Annotated in this window: 24 protein-coding genes; 9 read left to right on the top strand and 15 right to left on the bottom strand. The window is 55.7% G+C overall.

All coding sequences use genetic code 11. From position 1 onward, the window contains the following. Complete coding sequence (locus tag ACFQ14_RS16770) at positions 1–465, bottom strand: RidA family protein (protein WP_377213906.1); 465 nt, start codon at positions 463–465, stop codon at positions 1–3. Positions 466–617: 152 nt separating this feature from the next. On the opposite strand from ACFQ14_RS16770, the gene ACFQ14_RS16765 reads away from it, so the two are divergent. Then, positions 618–1,442 (top strand): cell envelope integrity EipB family protein, encoded by an 825-nt coding sequence (locus tag ACFQ14_RS16765; RefSeq protein ID WP_377213905.1) that lies wholly within the window; start codon positions 618–620, stop codon positions 1,440–1,442. A gap of 1 nt (position 1,443) precedes the next feature. Here ACFQ14_RS16765 and ACFQ14_RS16760 read toward each other — a convergent pair whose 3' ends face one another. Genes ACFQ14_RS16760 through ACFQ14_RS16750 form a run of 3 tightly spaced genes read right to left on the bottom strand, consistent with a single transcriptional unit; the run spans position 1,444 to position 3,764 of the window. Continuing rightward, positions 1,444–2,757 carry a DNA polymerase IV gene (locus ACFQ14_RS16760; RefSeq protein WP_377213904.1) on the bottom strand — a complete coding sequence of 438 codons (1,314 nt, stop codon included), beginning with the start codon at positions 2,755–2,757 and terminating at the stop codon, positions 1,444–1,446. A 19-nt stretch (positions 2,758–2,776) separates the two neighbouring features. Then, on the bottom strand, positions 2,777–3,475 hold the full coding sequence (locus ACFQ14_RS16755) for a hypothetical protein (RefSeq protein WP_377213903.1): 699 nt from the start codon (positions 3,473–3,475) through the stop codon (positions 2,777–2,779). A 1-nt stretch (position 3,476) separates the two neighbouring features. Beyond that, positions 3,477–3,764: a DUF3572 domain-containing protein gene (locus ACFQ14_RS16750; protein ID WP_377213902.1), complete on the bottom strand. Its 288-nt coding sequence runs from the start codon at positions 3,762–3,764 to the stop codon at positions 3,477–3,479. A 98-nt stretch (positions 3,765–3,862) separates the two neighbouring features. On the opposite strand from ACFQ14_RS16750, the gene ACFQ14_RS16745 reads away from it, so the two are divergent. Next, complete coding sequence (locus tag ACFQ14_RS16745; protein WP_377213901.1) at positions 3,863–4,228, top strand: response regulator; 366 nt, start codon at positions 3,863–3,865, stop codon at positions 4,226–4,228. A 66-nt stretch (positions 4,229–4,294) separates the two neighbouring features. Next, a complete protein-coding gene (locus tag ACFQ14_RS16740) occupies positions 4,295–5,671 on the top strand; it encodes a PleD family two-component system response regulator (RefSeq protein ID WP_377213900.1) in 1,377 nt (458 codons plus the stop codon). A 400-nt stretch (positions 5,672–6,071) separates the two neighbouring features. Here ACFQ14_RS16740 and rpmG read toward each other — a convergent pair whose 3' ends face one another. The 6 genes from rpmG to topA all read right to left on the bottom strand — a co-directional run bounded on the left by rpmG (position 6,072) and on the right by topA (position 12,917). Then, positions 6,072–6,239, bottom strand: coding sequence for a 50S ribosomal protein L33 (rpmG, locus tag ACFQ14_RS16735; RefSeq protein ID WP_377213899.1), 168 nt, complete (start codon positions 6,237–6,239; stop codon positions 6,072–6,074). A gap of 127 nt (positions 6,240–6,366) precedes the next feature. Continuing rightward, positions 6,367–6,741: a rhodanese-like domain-containing protein gene (locus ACFQ14_RS16730; RefSeq protein WP_377213898.1), complete on the bottom strand. Its 375-nt coding sequence runs from the start codon at positions 6,739–6,741 to the stop codon at positions 6,367–6,369. 22 nt (positions 6,742–6,763) lie between these two features. Beyond that, a complete protein-coding gene (locus ACFQ14_RS16725; RefSeq protein WP_377213897.1) occupies positions 6,764–7,537 on the bottom strand; it encodes an NUDIX hydrolase in 774 nt (257 codons plus the stop codon). Further along, complete coding sequence (locus ACFQ14_RS16720; RefSeq protein WP_377213896.1) at positions 7,534–7,944, bottom strand: DUF983 domain-containing protein; 411 nt, start codon at positions 7,942–7,944, stop codon at positions 7,534–7,536. Before ACFQ14_RS16720 ends, ACFQ14_RS16725 begins: the two co-directional genes overlap by 4 nt. Before the next feature lie 17 nt (positions 7,945–7,961). After that, positions 7,962–10,268 carry a ribonuclease R gene (gene rnr / locus ACFQ14_RS16715; protein ID WP_377213895.1) on the bottom strand — a complete coding sequence of 769 codons (2,307 nt, stop codon included), beginning with the start codon at positions 10,266–10,268 and terminating at the stop codon, positions 7,962–7,964. A 6-nt stretch (positions 10,269–10,274) separates the two neighbouring features. Next, positions 10,275–12,917, bottom strand: a complete 2,643-nt coding sequence (topA, locus tag ACFQ14_RS16710; protein WP_377213894.1) for a type I DNA topoisomerase — start codon at positions 12,915–12,917, stop codon at positions 10,275–10,277. 263 nt (positions 12,918–13,180) lie between these two features. Here topA and ACFQ14_RS16705 point away from each other — a divergent pair, with 263 nt between their 5' ends. Further along, positions 13,181–13,417: a hypothetical protein gene (locus ACFQ14_RS16705; protein ID WP_377213893.1), complete on the top strand. Its 237-nt coding sequence runs from the start codon at positions 13,181–13,183 to the stop codon at positions 13,415–13,417. A gap of 2 nt (positions 13,418–13,419) precedes the next feature. Here the strand turns inward: ACFQ14_RS16705 and dprA are convergent, their stop codons facing one another. From dprA to ACFQ14_RS16685, 4 genes are read right to left on the bottom strand one after another with little or no spacing between them, the layout of a single operon-like run. After that, complete coding sequence (gene dprA, locus ACFQ14_RS16700) at positions 13,420–14,553, bottom strand: DNA-processing protein DprA (RefSeq protein WP_377213892.1); 1,134 nt, start codon at positions 14,551–14,553, stop codon at positions 13,420–13,422. Between the two features lie 7 nt (positions 14,554–14,560). Further along, complete coding sequence (gene plsY / locus ACFQ14_RS16695) at positions 14,561–15,169, bottom strand: glycerol-3-phosphate 1-O-acyltransferase PlsY (protein WP_377213891.1); 609 nt, start codon at positions 15,167–15,169, stop codon at positions 14,561–14,563. A 31-nt stretch (positions 15,170–15,200) separates the two neighbouring features. Further along, entirely contained in the window at positions 15,201–16,487 is a 1,287-nt protein-coding gene (locus ACFQ14_RS16690; protein WP_377213890.1) for a dihydroorotase, read from the bottom strand. Beyond that, positions 16,484–17,470: an aspartate carbamoyltransferase catalytic subunit gene (locus tag ACFQ14_RS16685; RefSeq protein WP_377213889.1), complete on the bottom strand. Its 987-nt coding sequence runs from the start codon at positions 17,468–17,470 to the stop codon at positions 16,484–16,486. Before ACFQ14_RS16685 ends, ACFQ14_RS16690 begins: the two co-directional genes overlap by 4 nt. A gap of 109 nt (positions 17,471–17,579) precedes the next feature. Between ACFQ14_RS16685 and ACFQ14_RS16680 the strand changes: the two genes are divergently transcribed. Then, positions 17,580–19,214, top strand: coding sequence for an acyl-CoA dehydrogenase family protein (locus ACFQ14_RS16680; protein WP_377213888.1), 1,635 nt, complete (start codon positions 17,580–17,582; stop codon positions 19,212–19,214). 113 nt (positions 19,215–19,327) lie between these two features. Next, positions 19,328–19,639 carry a DUF6105 family protein gene (locus ACFQ14_RS16675; RefSeq protein ID WP_377213887.1) on the top strand — a complete coding sequence of 104 codons (312 nt, stop codon included), beginning with the start codon at positions 19,328–19,330 and terminating at the stop codon, positions 19,637–19,639. Here ACFQ14_RS16675 and ruvX read toward each other — a convergent pair. Beyond that, the gene (gene ruvX / locus ACFQ14_RS16670; protein WP_377213886.1) at positions 19,629–20,108 is read right to left on the bottom strand and encodes a Holliday junction resolvase RuvX; all 480 of its coding nucleotides are present in this window, start codon (positions 20,106–20,108) and stop codon (positions 19,629–19,631) included. The two genes, ACFQ14_RS16675 and ruvX, sit on opposite strands and share 11 nt — an antisense overlap. Before the next feature lie 17 nt (positions 20,109–20,125). Between ruvX and ACFQ14_RS16665 the strand changes: the two genes are divergently transcribed. The 3 genes from ACFQ14_RS16665 (at position 20,126) to gatC (ending at position 21,671) form a co-directional block, all read left to right on the top strand. Further along, a complete protein-coding gene (locus tag ACFQ14_RS16665) occupies positions 20,126–20,830 on the top strand; it encodes a metal-dependent hydrolase (RefSeq protein WP_377213967.1) in 705 nt (234 codons plus the stop codon). Then, positions 20,823–21,278, top strand: coding sequence for a hypothetical protein (locus tag ACFQ14_RS16660; RefSeq protein ID WP_377213885.1), 456 nt, complete (start codon positions 20,823–20,825; stop codon positions 21,276–21,278). The genes ACFQ14_RS16665 and ACFQ14_RS16660 overlap by 8 nt, the downstream gene beginning before the upstream one ends. Before the next feature lie 105 nt (positions 21,279–21,383). After that, the gene (gene gatC / locus ACFQ14_RS16655) at positions 21,384–21,671 is read left to right on the top strand and encodes an Asp-tRNA(Asn)/Glu-tRNA(Gln) amidotransferase subunit GatC (protein ID WP_377213884.1); all 288 of its coding nucleotides are present in this window, start codon (positions 21,384–21,386) and stop codon (positions 21,669–21,671) included. Positions 21,672–21,676: the final 5 nt, after the last annotated feature.

Below are 21,676 nucleotides of genomic sequence, written 5' to 3'. Positions count from 1 at the left end.
TCACGCGATCTCGATCACTGCATCAACTTCCACTGCCACACCGCGTGGTAGAGAGCTCATGCCGACGGCGGCGCGGGCGTGGCGACCGGCATCGCCCAGAACGTCCGCAAGCAGGTCGGATGCGCCGTTGACGACTTCCGGATGGGCTGTGAAATCGGGTGTCGCGTTCACGAAGCCTTGAATTTTCATCACCTGTTTGATGTTGGCCAAGTCACCCAGCGCCGCTTTGGCCTGCGCCAGAATGTTGAGCGCGCACAGGCGGGCTGCGTCTTTGCCCTCTTCAACATCCATCGTATCGCCAAGTTTGCCGACAAATTCCACACCGTTTGGCCCTAAAGGTATCTGCCCTGAAATGGTCAGGATTTTACCCGCTATTGTGTAGGGAATGTAGTTGGCCGCAGGCGCAGGCGCATCGGGAAGGGCGAGGCCCATGGCTTCTAGTTTTTGTTCCGGTGTTTGCGCCATTGTAGTCGTATCCTGTGAGGCATTAGCAGCATTAGGCGTATCGCTTTTGGGCTTGGTGTGAAAGAGCGTTCCCGTGTCGCAGGGCTTCTGTTAGAGCTTGTGCGCAGCGCCAATGAATCGCCGCAGCCTCCTTTGAAAGAAAGACATTATCCATGACCAAGGCCCTTTTCGCGTCGGTCCTTATCGCGTCCCTATCTGCCAGCAGCGTTGGCTACGCCGCTTCGTCTCTGAAGCCGCACCGTGCAGTTTATGATTTGGTGCTGGATCAGGCCAGCAACCGTTCCGGCATCACCTCAATGGAAGGGCGTATCGTCTATGAGGTCACCGGGTCTGCGTGTGAGGGCTTTGCGTCGCGGTATCGGTTCCAAACAGAGGTGAGAGTCGGCGGCAAAGACTTCATCAACGACCAGCGCAATACCACCTTTGAAAGTGGCGACGGCACGAGCTTCAACTTTGTCACGCAATACTATCTCAACGGCCAGTTGGAACAGGATATGCGCGGCGCTGCTGAAAAGACAGACGAGGGGCTTGAGGTGAAAATTTCCAAGCCGGAAGAGCGCGAGGTTGTCTTGGAGGACGCTGTCTTCATGAACACCCATATGGAGATGATCATGGAAGCCGCCACGAAGGGCGAAACGGTCATGCAAGCGCGGGTCTTTGATGGATCTGATGATGGCGACTCGTTGGTCGATACCACGACCATAATCGGAGTTGAGCGCAGCTTGGACAACGCGCAGAAGGACGAGCCGGAAACTGTCTTAAAAGCTCTTGGCACGAAGACAGCTTGGCCTGTCTCGGTCAGCTATTTCAATGCCGATCAAATCATCGGTGGCGGAGAGCGCATACCGCACTATCAGATTTCGTTTTTGCTTCAGAGCGATGGCATCTCGCGGGATCTGAAAATGCGCTACACGGACTATTCGCTTTTTGGCACACTGGTGAATATTGAATATCTGCCGAGCGAACCCTGCAATTAGGCTAGTCCGGTTTCGTCTCTCGCTTGGACTTTGAGCCAAAGGTGAGGCCGAGTTCTACCGCCTCGCCGCCGAAACGATCACGGACTTTGTCCATGGCTCGTTCCACCGCCGCGCGGCGGGTTGCGCCTTCGTCGATTAAATCGCCGGGGTCGGCGCGTTCATCGGATTGAATGTCGGATACGCCGATGCCGAGCAGTCGGAATTTTGTGCCATCGAGTTCTTTTTCCAAGAGCGTTCGGCCAACGCTGAACAGTCGGTCTGCCAATTGGGTGGGGTCCGCCAGTGTGTGATTGCGAGTGCGGCTTTTGAAGTCCTTGGTCTTGAGCTTTAGAACGACGGTCTGTCCGGCTTGCGAAGCGCTCTTCAACCGTGCGGACACCCGTTCGCATTGGCGACGAAGGATGCGGGTGAGTTCTTCGCGGTCTGAAATATCTGTGTTGAAGGTCGTCTCTGAACTGACGCTTTTGGCTGAGGAGCGCCCCTCAACGCGCCGATTGTCCATGCCGCGTGCCAACCGCGAAATATGCTGCCCCATTGAGCCATATCGGCGCATCAGGTCCGCTTCGTCCGAATTTTGTATGTCGGAAATCATGGTAATCCCGTCGGCGGCTAATTTTGCCTGCATCGCTTTGCCGACACCCCAGATGAGCGAGACGGATTGTTTGCCGAGAAACTTGTAAGCTTCGGCTGCGCCAATGATTGAAAATCCACGGGGTTTTTCAAAGTCGGACGCCACCTTGGCAAGGAATTTGTTGGGGGCAAGACCAACAGATACGGATATGCCGACCTCTCTCTCCACCCGCTTGGAAAACCTCGCCAGCGTTAGCGCCGGCACGCTGCCGTGGAGCCGGGTTGTGCCTGACAGATCAAGAAATGCCTCATCGATGGATAGCGGTTCAACGGCAGGCGTGAGCGAGCGCATCATCTCACGTATCTCGCGGCCTACGGCGCTGTAGTGATCCATGCGCGGTCTGATAATCACTGCCTGCGGGCATTTTTCCAGAGCCTTGAACATCGGCATGGCGGAGCGCACGCCATTGATGCGGGCGATGTAGCAGCAGGTTGTGACAACACCCCGTGTTCCACCACCCACAATAACTGGCTTGTCGGCCAAGCTGGGGTCGTCGCGTTTCTCCACCGAGGCGTAAAAGGCATCGCAGTCGATGTGGGCAAGGGACAGTTCGGTTAGTTCCGCATGACGCAGGATGCGCGGGGAGCCACAGGCTTGGCAGCGGCGATGGGGGGCGTCTTGCACGGCAAGGCAATCGCGGCAAAAGCCGTTTGTGCCTGTCAGTGGTGTTGTGCAGTCCGCCATTGGTTTCGCTGATAAGGGGTTAGGTTTCGGCCATTAAGACACTGCGGATGCCGCTGACAGCTTCACCCCAATGACCCGTTGAGAAATGGGCACCTTCAATGCCCTGTGCCATGGCGCGGAAGCGATCGTTGGCCATGAAGTGAAACAGGTGCAGATCGGGAAGCGATTCACGTGCTTGAATGAGGTTTGTTGGCGTATCATCGATGAAACCGACCTGCGCCTGGCGTGTTTTCATCAAGCGATCCATCGCGGGCACTTTGGAGCCCGAATTGGTAACGAGTGGATGGTTGAGGCCGTGCTCGGCCAGATAGTCGATGCGAATTTCACGGTAGGCATGGGGCAGATTGGTGAGAAACACGATGTCGATTTCTTCCGCCAGAGTATTCAGTCCATCGATTACACCATCAACGATGCCTTGGCGGCTGGCCTGCTGCTGGAACAGCACGTCCAAACCATTCCAGACCTCTTCCTGCGTCGCTTCACGGTGGGTTTCGCTGCAAAACACGTTACCGGTTAGCTGAAACGAATGGGATTTCAGATAAAAGCCCTGTTCGTTCAACACCTGTTCGAACGGGTCCACCAGATGCAACACGACTTCGTCAACATCGCAAATGAGGAGCGGGCGCGTGCCGTGATCGGCGCTTTCATGGAAGCCGAGACTTTCCAATTGTTGCGTCGTTTCCGCGCTCATAGTGCGGTTTTTTTTTGGTTCTGTCATCTTATTCAAAGCCTGTCGCATCTTCCGGAGCCAGCGCAAAACGGGCGCGCGCTGCCTCTTCAGGGTTAAAACCATCGGCCTCTGCCCATGCCAGTAAGTCAGGCTCGTGGGAAAGGTAAAAATCCAGAACACCAACCATGAAGCCTGGATCGCTTGCCGCCTCACGAATGTCGTTGGGCAAAATACCGGTAATCGAAGAAAACCGCATCAAAAGATCGTCATCGCCGGCCAGACGCACCAACCCGGAGATTGCAAGGGTTTCGGCATGGTCTTTGGAGAGTGGTGTCACGTTTATAAGTCCTAAAGGAAACCGATGTTAATGTCTTATCAAAGAATCAAGCTGTAGGCCGTTCGTGTCCAGCAGGATAGGGCGGAAAGGTCATCTATATGCCGAAGCGCGTATTGATCGTTGAGGACAACGAATTGAACATGAAATTGTTCAACGATGTGTTGGAGGCGCAATCCTACGAGACGATTCAAACCCGCAACGGGTTGGAAGCTCTCGATTTGGCACGCAAGCATAAGCCGGATTTGATCTTAATGGATATACAACTTCCGGAGGTTTCCGGGTTGGAAGTGACGAAATGGCTGAAAGAAGACGACACGCTGCGCAACATTCCGGTGATCGCAGTGACAGCCTTTGCGATGAAGGGCGACGAGCAGCGCATACGCCAAGGCGGTTGTGAGGCATATATTTCCAAGCCGATCTCGGTGAAGAAATTTCTCGCAACGGTAAAATCGTATCTCGAGTAGATGCAGCGCGACTGGGGTTCTCAAACGTTGTTTGGGTACGGATTGGAAAGTTTGGAGTAGCAAGACGTGACAGCTCGAATATTGGTCGTCGATGACGTCAAAGCGAATGTAAAATTGATGCAGGCTCGCCTGATGGCGGAATACTTTGATGTGGTGTCAGCCTATAATGGCCCTGACGCACTCGATATCTGCCGACGAGGCTTGGTTGATGTTGTACTGCTCGATGTGATGATGCCCGGCATGGACGGTTATGAAGTATGTCGTTCGCTTAAAGCTGATTCGCGTACCGCGCACATTCCCATTGTCATGGTGTCTTCGCTGGATCAGCCCAGCGACAAGGTCGAAGGGCTGTCCTGCGGCGCAGATGATTTTCTCACCAAGCCGGTCAATGATCTGGCACTAACCACCCGCCTACGCTCGCTTTCGCGGCTGAAAATGGTCACAGACGAGCTTCGTCTTCGGGTGAGTTCCAACAACGAAATGGGCGTGAAGGAAGAATTTACCGACGACCATATCGATCCGAAGGACGGTCGTGAGGGCAGAATCCTCGTGGTGGATGAAAGGCAGTTTTCGTTCAAAAATCTCGTCAAACCGCTGGAACGTGAGCACACGGTGGACGTCGTGACCGTGCCGCAAGAGGCGTTGTTTCGTGCAGCTGAAAACGAATATGATCTGATCATCGTGTCGCTGGCGCTTGAAGAGCTGGATCCGCTGCGCTTGTGTTCGCAACTCCGCTCGCTGGACCGCACGCGCAATACGCCGGTTTTGGTGGTTGCCAATGAAGGGGATGACTCCATTGTCATCCGAGCCATTGATCTGGGTGTGAATGATTACATTTCCCGGCCGCTGGACAAGAGCGAACTGCTGGCCCGTGCACGCACGCAGGTGCGACGCAAGAGGTTGAACAACCGGTTGCGCGACAACATGCAGGCGACGATGGAATTGGCCGTGCGCGACTCGCTGACGGGAATGAACAATCGCCGCTATTTCGACACCCACATGGAAAGCCTTTTCAATCAGGCGTCCGTGGGTGGTCGTCCGCTCTCGCTGATCTTGGTGGATATCGATCACTTTAAAGCGGTCAATGACACGCATGGACACCAAACGGGCGACGATGTGCTTCGCCTGTTTGCTCAGCGTTTGGTCAAAAGTGTCCGCTCGCGCGATTTGGCTTGCCGCTATGGTGGCGAGGAATTTATGATTGCCATGCCTGATACTGACAGTGAATTGGCGATGGTGGTGGCCGAGCGCATGCGCCGCGAAATCGAAGGGCAGCCTTTGGGCGTCCGCAACGGTGAAATGCATGTGTCGATCACCATGAGCGCAGGAATCGCCTCCATCCAGGGGCCGGACGATACCATTGAACAGATGGTGGCGCGTGCTGACAAGGCGCTTTACGAGGCTAAGAAGTCTGGCCGTAATCAGGTTCAACTGGCCGCTTGATAGTTTGAATTTGTTCTAAATTTGAACGGTTTTTGCAAGCAGACGTTAAGCCTGTAAATTTACCTTAACCCTTTACTACACAACGATAATTAGCTTTATCGAACATTGCGATACGCTGCCGTTTGGCCCATTTTGCGCTCTCTAGCGCAAGGTGTGGTCTCGCACTCCATCTTGCCCTTGAAATACCCCTCGGGGACGCCCAGGCCCGCCGCATCTCCTGGGTCCGTGGGGTCGGTCGGCCGGCAGTGCAAGATGTGCCTCCTCGTACGTTTCGCATATGCCGACCGGCCACTTTCATTCTCAGATTTTGCTATCTTCAGACACAAAAAAGCCACCGGCAAAACGCACAGTGGCTTTCGAAGTTCTTTTTGGCCTTACGCTAGGCCACGGAAAACAAGATCTACTTGATTTTGCCTTCTTTGAACTCGACGTGCTTTTTGGCAATCGGGTCGTATTTCTTTTTGGTCAGCTTTTCCGTCATCGTGCGCGAGTTCTTTTTCGTCACGTAATAAAAGCCGGTGTCAGCGGTCGAATTCAGCTTCACCTTGATCGTGGTTGCCTTGGCCATCGTTTTGTCTCTTCAGAATAAGCGCGTGTCGCGCGAAAATGCTTGCGCAGAGCAGAGGCTCGCGCTGTGTGATGCGTGTTTAGAACGACTGCGAGATTTGTCAACCTTCACAACCGCGGCAGATGCCTCATTCAGTCGGGCCACCAGCCTCTTTCCAGTCTCCAAACCCACCGACATTGGTGACTGATGCATATCCCATGTCTTTAAGCGTCTTGCCAGCGAGTGCGGCTTGACCGCCTGCGCCACAGACGAGGTAAATATCTGCGTCCTTTTTCAGCGCCGGATTGTGGAAGTTTTCCATCGACGCATCGGCAGCAAATTCCATCATGCCACGGGGAACGCGCACCGCGCCTGCGATTGTGCCGCTTTGTTCGATGGATGCGCTGTCACGCACGTCGATGAACACAGCATTCGGCGCACCGTGCTTTGTTACGGCTTCTTCTGCGGATATGCGGGGGACGACCGCGTTGGCTTCAGCAAGATAGTCTTTAGCACTTTTCATCGGATGGTTTCCTTTGTGGAGGTCAAATCATATCGCGCAGGAATTGCTTACCGCGCAGGTGGAAAAACGGCAGTTCTGTTTCGGGCTTCAAATCGGGGTCAGCAGCGAGGCGTTCTTGTAATTCTTTGAGAACCGTCACCGTAATGACTGGCAATTCAAGTTTGAGCGCGTCTTCCAGAGTGAGCCAGTGAATGTCTTCCAGCTCCTTCGTTGGAAGTTCTTCGAGCCGGTGGGCGATGGTTTCGGCCCTTGCGGTGAAGAACCACGCATCAAAGCGCCGGTTGCGACCTGGCGGAGTTATTGCACGGGCTATCAAGCGCAGTTCGCTAAGAGACGGCATAACGCTGTGGTCGGCAAAGGCGCACCAGTCCTTATGGTCGATGGGTTTGTCGTGATCGCACTTTTCGCCAAGCAGAAGCCCCGTTTCCTCATAGGTCTCGCGGATGCTGGCCAAAGCCAAGGCACGGGCGCGGCGTTTGGTGGGGCGCTTGCGCAAGGTGTTGACGATCTTTGCTTCGACAATGGGATGCAATTCGCTTGATGCCGGGGCGGAGCCGTCGAATTTGTCCACACGGCCGCCGGGAAAGACGAAAAGGCCGGGCATGAATTTGTGTTTCAGGCTGCGACGGCCCATCAACACCTTTGGATTTGAGCCTTTGCCATCCAGCACAATCAGCGTTGAGGCATCGCGCGGCGGCATGTTGGGGCTGCGCTTGGAACCGTCCATCGCCGCAGCCTCGTCCATCTCGTCGCGAGTCATGCCGCCTGACAGGATCTTTGGTGCTCTGTCGTTCATTGATCGCCACCCTTGTCATCAGGATGCCCGCCGAATCCGTGCATGCGCGTGGCCCATTGCATGCCGATCACGCCGCCTTTGAGCGGCTGCAGAAGCGCCAGCGACATGGCGATGGTGAGCGGGATCCAAATGGCGAGATGCGCCCACGTCGAGATCGCATAGCGAACCTCAACCAGCAAAACACCAGTAATTATGACGTGGCCAACGATGAAAATAACAAGATAAGGCGGAAAATCATCGGCACGGTGGTGGTGCAATTCTTCGCCGCAAGAAGGACATTCGCCGTTCACTTTCACAAATGAAGAGAACATTTTACCTTCGCCGCAATTTGGGCAGCGGCTGCGCAGACCTCGTTTGATCGCGGGCCAGATCGGGCGTTTGGTTTCGGTGAAGGTGGTTGTGCTCATCGTCTGCCTTGTCCCTATTAGCGCCCGCGTGAGGAACGCTTCTGGCCGAATTTGTTTCCACCACCTGCTCGCTTCGGCGGCCGTTTTGGCTTGCCCGAAGGCGAACCCGGTCGGGAACGCTTGGTGCGGGGCAGGGCATCGCCTTCGCGCCCTTCGCTAATCATCTGGAAAAGCAGCGCCCCTGCCAAGGGGGTGGCTTCTATCAATTTGACGCGTACTTCATCGCCCATTTGGAACAGTGTGCCAGAGTGTTCGCCCTGAACCGCATGAGTTGTTTCGTTGTAGATATAATAATCATCGCCCAATTTGGAAATCGGGATGAAACCATCCGCACCGGTTTCGGTGAGCGTAACAAACAAGCCAGCGCGGGTGACGCCGTTGATGCGTCCATCGAATTCTGCGCCGATCTTGTCCGCCAAATGTGCCGATATGAGGCGATCCACGGTTTGGCGTTCTGCCAGCATGGCGCGCCGTTCGGTGAGAGATATTTCTTCGGCAATCACGTCCAGCCGCGCTTCTTCCTCCGGCGTGATGGCGCCGTCACCCAGTCCCAATGCGCCGACGAGCGCGCGGTGGACGATTAAATCTGCATAACGGCGGATGGGTGAGGTGAAGTGGGCATATTTAGCAAGGTTCAGGCCAAAATGGCCGATATTGCCTTGGGTATAGGCCGCTTGCGACTGTGAGCGCAGCACAACCTGATTGACCAATTCCTTGTGCTCGGTTTCTTCCACCTGCCGAAGAATGTCGTTGAAATGGGTGGGCCTTAATTGCCCAGCGCGGGCGAGCGGAATGGCAAGCGAACGCAGAAATTCGCGCAGGCTTTCCAGCTTCGCCATAGAAGGTGCATCATGGGTGCGGTAGATCAGCGGCTGCTTTTTGCGCTCCAGCGTCTCAGCTGCGGCCACATTGGCCTGAATCATGAATTCTTCGACCAGTTTGTGCGCATCCAGCCGTGGGGGAACGATCACGCGGTCAACGTTGCCGTTCTCATCCAGCAGGATTTTACGCTCGGGCATGTCGAGTTCCAGCGGTCCCCGATCATTGCGCCCTTTGCGCAAGGCGAAATAAGCCTGCCACAGCGGCTTGAGCACATTTTCAAGCCACGGTTGGGCGCGGGGCGCGTCGCGCCCGTCTATGGCGTCCTGAGCCTCGGTATAGGCCAGTCGGGCATGGGAGCGCATCATGATGCGGTGGAACGTGTGGCTGCGTTTGTGGCCGTCTGCGTCGAAAATCATTCTGACGGCAAGAGCAGGGCGGTCGACGTCTTCCTTCAGTGAGCACAATTCATTGGAAATACGCTCCGGCAGCATCGGCACGACGCGATCAGGAAAGTAGACAGAATTGCCGCGCTTTTGGGCTTCCTGGTCCATCTGCGAGCCGGGGCGCACATACCAAGATACGTCCGCGATAGCCACAGTGACAACGAAACCGCCTTTGTTGTTTTCATTATCATCGGGCGCGGCATAAATCGCATCGTCGTGGTCTTTGGCGTCAGCCGGATCGATTGTTATGAGGGGCAGTTCGCGCCAATCCTCGCGCTTTTTCATGTCAGCGGGGCCAGCCTTTTCGGCCTCTTTCATCACCGCATCGGGAAAATCGATGGGGATCTTATGCTGATGCAGCGCAATCAGTGACACGGCTTTTTCCGAACGGTAGTCGCCTATCACGCGCTCGATTTTTGCCCGTTTCAGGCCATAGCGACCTGATTTTGCGATTGTTACCTCGACCAAATCGCCGTCCTGAGCGTCACCCACTGCGTTTTCCAGCACCATCAATTCGTCTTGCTTGCGCTCAACGGGCTCAATGCGACCGGCCATGCCATCTTCGGGCTTTTTGTTGGCGCGGTAGACGCCGAGCACCGTGCCACGGTCTTTATCCAAAATCTTCATGACTTTGGCGCGGTAGGAGCCGCTTTCGTTGCGTATCCGTGCAAGAACGCGGTCGCCTATGCCTGCCGTTGGCCCTTTGGCATTGCGGTCTTGGACGATGGCAACGGTGGGCGCTTTGCCGCCTGTGGCCTCGTCCCAATCAACAGGCTTGGCCAGAAGTCCGCCGTCGCGATCGCGGGTGAGAATATCCAGCACTGTCACGGTCGGCAGTGTGCCGGGTTTGGCAAAACGTTTGCCCTTTTTCTCCAGCACACCGTCTGCCGCCAGATCTTTGAGCATGGCCTTCAGGTCAATCTTCTGTTGTCCCTTCAAATTGAACGCACGGGCGACTGAACGCTTGTCCGTCTTGTCGGGATTGTCCTTGATCCAAGCAAGTAGAGCCGCCCGCGAGGGCAGGCCGGGTATCTTCTTTCGCTTTGGAGACGGGGCCACGCGGCTTTATTCAGCCGCCTTGGCAGGCGCTTTCTTTTTGGCGGGAGCCTTCTTCTTCGCAGGCGCTTTTTTCTTGGCCGCAGGCTTTTTCTTGGCAGGAGCCTTCTTCGCTGTACCGCCAACTTTCTTGCCGTCTACGCCTTTGCCCGTCTTCTCGATGCGGGCGTTGATGAGTTCTACCGCAAGTTCGGCGGTTACAGCCTGAGGGTCCGTGCCCGAGGGAAGTGTGGCGTTGACCTTGCCTAGATTGACATAAGGCCCATAGCGGCCGTCCTTTACGCTCATCGCGCCGCCAAGCGTCGGGTGATCCCCCAGTTCTTTCAGTGCAGCAGCGCCCCGGCCTCTGCCTGGACCTTTGGCGGCTTTTTCCGCGATTACGGTCACCGCGCGGTTCAACCCAACGGTAAAGACCTCATCGACTGATTCCAGATTGGCATATTTGCCTTCGTGCAGAACGAATGGGCCGTAGCGACCAATGCCTGCCGTGATCATCTTGCCCGTCTCTGGGTGCGCACCCACTTCGCGTGGAAGCGACAGCAGCCGGAGCGCTTGTTCTAGATCGATTTCCGATGCGTCCCACCCCTTTGGAATTGACGCACGTTTTGCCTCTTTGCCTTCGCCGCGCTCCACATAGGGGCCGAAGCGACCTGTCTTGAATTTTACCTCTTCGGAGAAATCCGGATCGACGCCGAGCACCTTGTCTTCTTGGGCCGCTTGGCTTTGTTCCAGACCTTCTGCGCCCAATTGGCGGGTGAATTTACACTCTGGATAATTGGAGCAGCCAATGAATGCGCCGTAGCGGCCGACCTTCAGGCTCAAGCGGCCTTCGCCGCAGGTTGGGCATTCGCGGGGGTCTTTGCCGTCGCCTTCGTCTGGGAAGGCGAGCGGACCGAGCGCTTCGTTGAGGGTATCCAGCACTTCCGTGATGCGCAGGTCTTTCGTTTCGTCCACATGCGCGGAGAATTCGGTCCAGAAATCGCGCAAAACATCTTTCCACTTCAAATCACCGGCGGAGATTTTATCGAGTTTCTCTTCGAGGCTGGCGGTAAAATCGTATTCCACGTAACGGCTGAAGAAATTCTCCAAAAACGCTGTCACCAAACGTCCCTTGGCGTGGGGGGTCAGGCGGCGCTTGTCGATCGTCACGTAGTCCCGGGCCGCCAGAGTCGCCAGGGTTGATGCGTAGGTGGACGGGCGGCCAATGCCCAGTTCTTCCATCTTGCGGATGAGCGATGCTTCCGAATAGCGGGCAGGCGGCTCGGTGAAATGCTGCTTGCTCTCGATGGATTCGCGGCTGATTGCTTCACCTTCGGTCAGTGGAGGCAAACGCTTGTCTTCGTCGTCCCCCTCTTTCTTCATGTCCTGATAGACGGACAAAAAGCCATCGAATTTAATTACAGAGCCATTGGCGCGCATCGTGGCGATTTTGCCATCAGCACGGCCTTCAAGCTCAACGGTTGTGCGTTCGATTTTGGCTGATGCCATCTGGCTGGCAATCGTGCGCTTCCAGATCAGATCGTAGAGTTTTGCACCGTCTTGATCGAGCTTTCCGGCGACATCGCGGGGGTGCCGTGTAAGATCGGTTGGCCGAACAGCCTCGTGCGCTTCCTGTGCGTTCTTGGCCTTTGACTGATACAGTCGGGCTTTTTCTGGCAAGTAAATTTTACCGAATTTTTCGCCGATGACCGAACGGGTCTGATCAATGGCTTCCGGCGCCATCTGCACGCCGTCGGTTCTCATATATGTAATCAGACCGACCGTCTCGCCACCCAGATCAATCCCCTCATAGAGCTTCTGCGCCACTTGCATGGTACGCGAAGCGGAGAAGCCCAGCTTGCTGGATGCGTCTTGCTGCAATGTCGATGTGGTGAAGGGGGCATAGGGATTGCGGGTCGTGGGCTTGGCCTCAACTGACTGCACTTTGTAATCCGCTGCCATCAGCATTTTACGGATGGTCTCTGCCATGTCGCCGTTTGGAATATCGAGGCGCTGTAGCTTCTTGCCTTCAAAGCTGGAAATTTTCGCTTCAAATTCCACACCCGACTTGTTTTTGAACACGCCGGTCATCGACCAATATTCTTGCGGCTTGAAACGCTCAATCTCGTTCTCACGCTCGCAAATCAGGCGCAGTGCGACCGACTGCACGCGCCCAGCCGAACGGGCACCGGGCAGTTTGCGCCACAAAACGGGGGAGAGTGTGAAGCCTACGAGATAGTCGAGTGCGCGGCGGGCGAGATAGGCGTCGACCAATGGCACGTCCAATTCGCGTGGATGCTCCATAGCGTCAAGAATCGATTTTTTGGTGATTGCGTTGAAAACAACGCGCTCAACTGTCTTGTCCTTGAGAACCTTTTTGTCACTTAGCACTTGCAGCACGTGCCACGAGATCGCCTCGCCTTCGCGGTCGGGGTCAGTGGCGAGGATGATGCGTTCGGCGTCTTTGGCAGCTTTTGTAATGTCTGCCAGTCGGGTCTTTGCCTTGCCATCGACCGTCCATGACATCGCAAAATCTTCGTCCGGCAAGACTGATCCGTCTTTAGGTGGCAGATCGCGCACGTGACCATACGAGGCCAGAACTTTGTAATCGGACCCAAGGTATTTGTTGATAGTCTTCGCCTTGGCAGGGGATTCAACAATGACAAGTTTCATGTCAGGAACGCGCACTTTATGATTGGAGATTGGCGGCAGGACATAGTGCGCTTCTTGCAGGAACGCAAATGCGCACGCAGCCGCAGCACTAAAAAGCGCCGCAGCACCTGCGCGTCAAATACACCAAAAAAGTGTGTATGTTGCATATTGCAATCAATTTTAGGTTGTGACACCTTCCGTCATGTTGGGGGGCAATCCTGACAATTGAAACCGGGCGGTTTGTGGTGCGCGCGCTTAGCGGGTGCAAGATGTAGGATGTCGTTATGTCTGATAAGGGCGCGTTGGTGAGTGCTGATGCATTGGAGTATATTGAGGAAATGCTGACCCAATTACGTTCCCTTAGCGAGGAGCAGAATCAGCATTTTCTGAGTTATCTTATTGAAATGGCAATGGTTGAAGCCGGGACACTGCACAAGATCTCCGCAGGCGAAATTCTGACGAACGAAGGTTCTGCTTCACCGGAAGAGCTCGCCCGAGCTTATATGGATGGCACGCTCTAGTATCAGATGATGGAGACTTTGTTTCCGGGGTGTCGCTCCAGCCTTCCTGCAAGATCCAGTTCCAACAACAGCATGTGGAGGTTGGCGGCCTCAATATTTGTGAAACGGACGATTTCATCGACATGAACCGGCGTTCGGTCCAGTGCGTCTATCAGGCGCTGGCGTTCGCTGTCGCTGGGGTTTGCATCAAGCGGCTGACGCTCGCCTTCTTCTAATGTGTAGGCGCTCTGCATATTTATATCGCGGAGAGGCGAGAGCGTTTCCACGATGTCTCTGGCCGATGTGATCAGGGTGGCTCCCTGTTTGATGAGGTGGTTCGCCCCTTCGCTGCGTGGGTCCAGCGGCGAACCCGGGACTGCAAAGACGATGCGGCCCATTTCGTTTGCCAGACGGGCAGAAATGAGCGAGCCGGAGCGTTTCGCTGCTTCGACAACAACCAACCCCAAAGCTATGCCCGCGACTATACGATTGCGCCGTGGAAAGTCTTGCGCCCTTGGCTGCCAGCCAAGCGGCATTTCGGAGACGATGGCACCGGAATTTGCGACTATGGCTTGAGCGAGCTCGGCGTTTTCGCGGGGATAGATATGATCCACACCACCGGCAAACACTGCGATGGTTCCTGTCTCAATGCTGGCATGATGGGCTGCGGCGTCGATTCCCCGCGCCAGTCCGGAGACGGTGGCGAAGCCTGACTTCCCGGTTTCTGATGCCAATTGGCCCGTCAGCTTGATGCCGGAGAGGGATGCGTTGCGTGAACCTACGAAAGCGACTGTGTTTTCTGCGAAAATCATTGGGTTGCCGATAACTGATATCACCGGTGGCGGTGCGTCCACAGCCCGTAAGGCGGCGGGATAATCCGGTTCCCCAAGGCAAATGACTTGGCCGTTGAGTTGTGAGAGAGCTTCCAGTTCCTGCGCAGCTTGATCTTCGCTCGCAATTGTAATGCGTTTTCCAGATTTGGCACGGGCGGCAAGGTCTGGAAGGGCATCGAGAGCAGCCGACGCTGTGCCGAAATAGTTGATCAAATCTCGGAACGTTGCCGGACCGACACTTTCGCTGCGCACGAGCCGCAACCAGGCGAGCCGTTGAGTGTCGTCCAGACGGATGCCGGAGCGGGGTGAGAGAAGGTCGCTCATAAACGATTCACGGCTTGTCTTTGGATTTGGTCCCGATCTTGCTTTCGGTTCCATTCAGAAGGCGTTGGACGTTTGGAATATGTTTGAGCCATGCCAGCGTCGTCATAAGCGAAAAGGCGAATGCGATTTCGAGCCTTCCGGCGAACCAGAAGGCAAGCGTAGTGGCTAAGGTGGCGAGGATCGCGGCGAGAGAGGAATAGCGCGTGGTCGCAGCAACGATCAGCCAAACAGCTGCGAAGGCTGCTATGCCTTGCCACCAAAACGCTGCGGCGACGCCCACAAATGTCGCTATGCCTTTGCCGCCTTTGAATTTGAGCCAGATTGGGAACAGATGGCCCACGAATGCGCCGAAGCCTGCGGCCAGCGCGGCTTCGCCGTTTGGTAGAAAAAACAAGACGGGCAGGGTGCCCTTCAAGGCATCGCAGATGAGAGTGGCGGCGGCCAATCCCTTTTTGCCGGTGCGCAACACGTTTGTAGCGCCGATATTGCCGGAACCGATGGCCCGCACATCGCCGGCACCGCCAAACTTGGCGATCAGCAGGCCGAAGGGAATTGAACCCGCCAGATAGCCCACAAGCAGAGGAACAGCGATGATGCCAAAAATTGCAGAAATCATGCTTTCACCCCCGACAGCGCGCAGTTGCGCTTCACAGTGAAAACACCTTGCGGCCACCCACCCACGTTTTCAAGACACGGCCCATCATACGTGCGCCTTCAAAAGCGGTGTTTTTGGAGCGGGAGCGCAAGTCGTCTTCGCTGACCACCCACGGATGATCCGGGTCGAACAAGATCAGATCAGCTGGCGCGCCCGGTGCAATGCGCCCCGAAGGCAGGCCCAGGCGGTTGGCCGGGCCTGTGGAAAGGCAATGGAGCAGGCGGGTCAGCGGTATATCCGATGAGTGGTGAAGACGCAGACTTGCGGCAAGTAGCGTTTCGAGGCCAACCGCGCCATCTTCAGCTTCGGCAAACGGGTGGCGCTTGGTATCGACGTCCTGCGGATCGTGGTTGGAGCAAATGACATCGATCGTGCCGTCTCGCACCCCTTCGACAAGCGCCAGCCGATCATCTTCGCCGCGAAGCGGCGGAGAGACGCGGAAAAATGTGCGGTAAGAACCGATATCGTTTTCGTTGAGGCTTAGGTTTGCAATCGCGACGCCTGCGGTTACGTCTAGTCCATCACTTTTAGCTTTGCGTACAATATCAAGCGATTGAGCCGCCGAAAGTGTGGCAGCATGGTATTTGCCACCAGTCATAGCGACCAGCCGCATGTCGCGTTCAAGCGCGATGAGTTCTGCCTCTTGCGGAATGCCGGACAAGCCCATTCGGGTAGCATTTGCGCCCGAATGCATGACACCGGAGCCAGAAAGGGTCTTTTCCTGCGTTGTGGCCATAATCAGAGCGTCAAAATCGCGGGCATATTGCAAGGCGCGACGGAAAACTGCTGCGTTTTCGATTGTGTTGCGGCCATCGGTGAAGGCAACGGCGCCAGCTTGGCTGAGCAACCCCATCTCCGTCATTTCCGTGCCTTTAAGCGCACGTGTAACCGCTGCTGTGGGGTAGACGTGGACTTTGGCGGTGTCGGTTGCCGTGCGACGCACGAATTCGACCAGCGCGACATCGTCAATGGGCGGGTCTGTGTCGGGCATCATGACAAAGGACGTGACGCCACCCGCAGCTGCAGCCTCAGCCGCGGAAGCTATGGTTTCGCGGTATTCCGTACCCGGTTCACCTACAAAAACGCGGGTGTCGACCAAGCCCGGCGCAAGAACAAAACCACTGCAATCAATAGCTTTCACATTTTTCTTGAGCGATGACTTATCAACTGACTTGGCGACCGCAGTTATCTTGTCGCCTTCGACAAGAACTTCACCGGGACCATCAAAGCCCGAGGCGGGGTCGATCACACGTGCGTTGATGAAATGACGCTGGTTCATGTTTCGCTCCGCTGACGCACTTCCATAAGCGCTTCCATCACAGCCATACGGACGGCAACGCCCATCTCGACCTGTTGAAAAATCACGCTTTGCGGTCCGTCAGCGATATCTGATGCGATTTCGACGCCGCGGTTCATGGGCGCCGGGTGCATGACAATGGCGTCTTGCTTGGCGTATGCCAGCTTTTCACGGGTGAGGCCAAAGAAATGGTAAAACTCGCGCACAGATGGCACATACGCTCCGCTCATCCGTTCATTTTGAAGGCGTAACATCATGATCACATCGCAACCTGAAAGGCCTTCTCGCATTGAAGTGAACGACTTAACGCCGAGTGAGGTTATGGAACCAGGTATGAGGGTTGATGGTCCGATAACACGCACTTGTGCGCCAAGGGCGTTTAGAAGTTGAATGTTTGAGCGGGCAACTCGGGAATGGAGAATGTCGCCGCAAATGGCAACTGTCAGTCCTTCAATCCGCCCTTTGGCGCGGCGGATTGTAAGCGCGTCCAGCAGCGCTTGCGTCGGGTGCTCATGAGCGCCGTCTCCTGCATTTATGACGGCGCAGCCAACCTTTTGGGCAAGCAGTTCCACAGCACCAGAAGCGTGATGGCGCACGACCAGTAGGTCTGGCTGCATCGCGTTCAGCGTCATTGCGGTGTCTAGCAGGGTTTCGCCCTTTTTCACCGACGAATGGGCGACTGCCATGTTCATCACATCCATACCAAGCCGCTTGCCTGCGATCTCGAACGACGACTGCGTGCGGGTGGATGCTTCAAAAAACAGATTGATCTGTGTGCGGCTGGAAAGCGTGTGGCGCTTTTTTTCTGCTTGGCGCGAAACGCTGACCATTTCGTCCGCGCGGTCGAGCAAATAGGTGATTTCAGAAGTGCTCAAGCCTTCTATGGCGAGCAGGTGCTGCAAAGCAAACGGTTTGGGCTGGAAGGCCGCTGCGTCGGTTTCGCGTGGTTTTGATGTATGTGCCATTAAAAACGGGTCTATAGGCGCTTGTCGTGCTTGCGGCAAGCGGCGCTTGCGTTTTGGGTGGGCTGCATGTTTCTTCTCCCCAGAACGTTGCAAAAAGGGGTGCTGTGCTTTGAGCCAGACCATTACGAATATCGCGCCGTTGCATGAGAACTATAACGCATACACCAGCGACGGCGTTTTGCTGCATCTGACTAATGCAATGGGCCAAGATGTGCACCAGGAATTGATGTCTCACGGGCGCTGGGTTGGCTCCGCAGAGGCGCTTGATTTGGCGAGGATGGCAAACGAGAACCCGCCTCGGCTCCGTTCCCTCGATGCGCGGGGTGAACGGCTGGACCAAGTGGAGTTTCATCCTGCCTATCATGCGCTGATGCGCAAGGCGGTATCCCAAGGCTTGCACTATTCGGTTTGGGATCGCTCTGATGACGAGGCGGGACAACGACACCTTCGCCGCGCATACCGCTTTATGCTCACATGCCAGTTGGAAGCGGGGCACACATGCCCGATTACCATGACAAACGCTTCTGTTGCCATCTTTCTTGCTGATGAAGCGCTCGCCCGCGATTGGCTGCCACGCATCAGTACCCGCACCTATGATTCGTCCAACAAGGCACCCGGTAACAAGCGCGGACTGACTGTCGGCATGGGAATGACTGAACGGCAGGGCGGCACGGACTTGCGCCAAATCACCACTCGGGCCGAACGGGCCGGTTCCGGCGCTAATGCTGGCATGTGGCGGCTTTCGGGAGAAAAATGGTTTTTCTCCGCGCCCATGTGTGACGCTTTCTTTGTTTTGGCGCGCACAGACAAGGGTATTTCTTGCTTCCTCCTGCCTCGACTCTTGCCCGACGGCAGCAACAATGGACTGCGCATCCAAAGGTTGAAAAACAAGCTGGGCAACCAATCCAATGCGTCTTCTGAAATGCTGCTCGACAATGCCTTCGCGACGTTGGTGGGGGAGGAGGGGCGTGGTATCGCCCTGATGCTGGAAATGGTGACGCTTTCCAGGCTCGATTGTGCTGTATCGTCAGCCGCCCAAATGCGCACGGCCCTCGCTGAGGCTGTTCATCATGCCCGCCACCGCAAGGCTTTCGGCAAGCCGTTGATCGACCAACCGCTGATGGAGCGCGTGCTGGCCGACATGGCGCTTGATGTCGCTGCCGCACAAGCGCTGACGCTGCGTCTGGCGCGGTCTTTTGATGCTGCTGCAACGTCTGATGCTGAAGGAGCCTACGCGCGTCTTATGACCCCTGTTGTCAAATATTGGGTCTGCAAAGCGGCTCCTGCGCTTGTGGTTGAGGCGATGGAGTGTTTGGGAGGCAACGGCTACGTCGAAGATGGCATCATGGCGAGGCTTTACCGTGAAGCGCCGCTCAATGCCATTTGGGAGGGCTCTGGTAACGTCATGTGCCTCGACGTTCTGCGCGCTATGGGCAAAAGTCGTGGCTCGGTCGATGCGGTGCTTGAGACAATTTCCCAAGGTATGGGCGCAACCAGCCAACAAACCATCGATGTTCTGCGTATCACGGCCGACATGGCGATGGCTGATGAGGGCTCTGCCCGGTTGTTCACCGAACAATTGGCGCTAACGGCTGCTGCCGCTGAAATGCGGTTGTCTTTGCCTCCAATGCTGGCTGATGCGTTTGTCGAGAGCCGTCTTGGTCGACCCTGGCGGCACACCTACGGCATGATGGATGCACGAATGGATGCCCGCGCTATCATCGATTTTGTCCTACCAGAATAATCGGGCGGGGCTTTGTGCACAGACGTTAAGGTTAACAATTAGTTATCGTTGCGGCGCCGTTCGCAACACTTCAGGTTGAATTGGTAATCGAGCGGCACTGGATACGACGAACAATGAAAACCTGGTTGAAACTTTGGAGTTTGCCCCTTGGTTTTTTAATCGTCTGGTTCACCCTTTCCTACAATGACTGGAATTTTGGCACGTTCCTTTTTTCACGCGAAATGCACGATCAGTTCCTTGAATTATACGCCCGCATGCTCGGGGTTGAGATTTCCGAATTGCCGAGTTTACTGCTCAAGGCACTCGTATTTGATGGAGCCCTGCTGCTGACGATCTATCTGTTCGTCAAAAAGCGAAAGCGAATTTTCGCTTGGGCGAAGCGCAAAATCGCTGCTTTTCGTGAGCGCGGCGACGCTACCGCCTGAATTCGTACAATCTGTCCAAAGCTGCTTGCAGGATCACGCTTGCTGCGACCGAGTCGATGCGCTCGGCGCGTTTGGCGCGGGAGAGGTCGGCTTCCAGCATGGCCCGTTCTGCTGCAACGGAGCTGAGGCGCTCGTCCCAATACATCATCGGCAGTGCCATGAGCCTCGACAGATTGCGCTGGAAAGCACTTGTGGCCTGACAGCGCGGGCCTTCGGTGCCGTTCATGTTGATCGGCCAACCGATGACGAGGCCATGGATGTATTCCCGCGCTACAATCTCTTGAAGCGCGGCAGCGTCCTTGCTGAATTTTGTACGCTTGATCGTGTGCAGTGGCGAAGCGACTGTCCACATGCTGTCGGAAATCGCCAAGCCGATGGTTTTGGACCCCAAATCAAGCGCGAGCAGGCGGCCAGCCCCTTGCAGCCGGGCGGCGAAGGCTTCAACGTCGTGCAAATCGGACTGGTTCACGAATGGAGGCTTTCGCAATGAAGATCACTTGGTATGGGCATTCCGCCTTTCGCATCGAAACGCAAGAGGCACGCATTCTCATTGATCCGTTCTTTAGCGGCAATCCCGTCTTTCCCGAAGACAAACGGGCGGAAGCAATCAACGGGTTGACTCATATTTGCCTCACACACGGGCACGGCGATCATGTGGGGGATACGATTGCCATCGCCCAGCAAACCGACGCTACCGTGATCGCCAACGCAGATCTGGCTTCCTGGCTGGGCAAACGCGGTGCGGAAAAGCTGGATGTGGGCAATACGGGCGGCACAGTTCACCACGACGGCTTTTCTATGACATGGGTTCAGGCATTCCATTCGTCAGCGCATGTAGATGAAGACGGCATTGCCCACGATCTTGGCCTGCCGAACGGGCTGGTGTTTCACTTTGCGGATGGAAAATCTCTCTATCACATGGGCGATACGGATATTTTCGGCGACATGGCGCTGATAGAAGAATTGCACAAACCGCAGATTGGCATCGTGCCCGTGGGAGACCGTTTCACGATGGGTGGGGCTGTGGCAGCGTTGGCCTGTCAGCGGTTCTTCAATTTTGATACAGCAATTCCGTGTCATTACGGCACTTTCCCGCTGATCGACGCAACACCGGATACGTTTGTTCAGGGCATGAAGGGCCACAAGACTGCTGTGAAAGTAGCGACAATTGGCGAGGCTTTCGATGCGTAGAGCTTTGCTGTTTTCGGGCGCGATTTTGGCGCTGTTTCTCGGGCCTGCTACAGCGCAATCGTTGGAAGTGCGAGAAGATTTGAACTGGATCGAAGGCATCTACGCCACGCCGGATGGTTGCGCGAAAATGAAAGCACGTGTGGCGGCCGGCGAACCGCGCTCTTTTGCTAACGCGGTCAGCTATCTCACCAAGGACGGCTTCACGGACGGATGGGAAGGATCATGCGATTTCCACGCTGTGTTTGTGCGTGGTGATTTCGCAACGGCGCAGTCGATCTGCCAAGAGGGCGCTTCTGTCTCGTTTACGCAATTCTTATTTTCCAGAGAGCAAGTCGACAGTGAGAGAGCGGACATCTATGTTTTCTACGATGAGAGCTCAAACGCTGACCCTGCCACCATCCAGCCCGAAGGCGAGCTGCACCGCTGGTGCGAAGTCCATCCGCAATAGCGTCGTTTCAATAGCAAAGCGTTCGAGCAGGCGTTGCGCGGGCTTGTCCGCTTGCCTATAAGCGGCGCAGAATTTCCCAAGGTTTTATGAAAAAGAGCAGGGCCAATGTCCGTCGATATCGCCACAGTCAAACGTGTCGCCAAGCTGTCACGCATCGCCATCACCGACGAGCGTGCGGCCTCCATGCAGGATGAGTTGAACACCATTCTCGGCTTTGTCGAACAGCTCAACGAGCTTGATGTTTCCGGCGTGGAGCCGATGACATCGGTGGTCGATATGACCATGCGCAAGCGTGCTGACAAAGTAACGGACGGTGACAAGGCCGACGATATCGTCGCCAACGCGCCTGCAACCGAAGATCACTTTTTCCTTGTTCCTAAAGTGGTGGAGTAAGCGCT

The sequence above is a fragment of the Pseudahrensia aquimaris genome (assembly GCF_042676045.1).
Classification (GTDB): domain Bacteria; phylum Pseudomonadota; class Alphaproteobacteria; order Rhizobiales; family Rhizobiaceae; genus Pseudahrensia; species Pseudahrensia aquimaris.
Note: the sequence above shows the minus strand (reverse complement) of the source record. Positions and strands in the feature narration are given on the sequence as shown.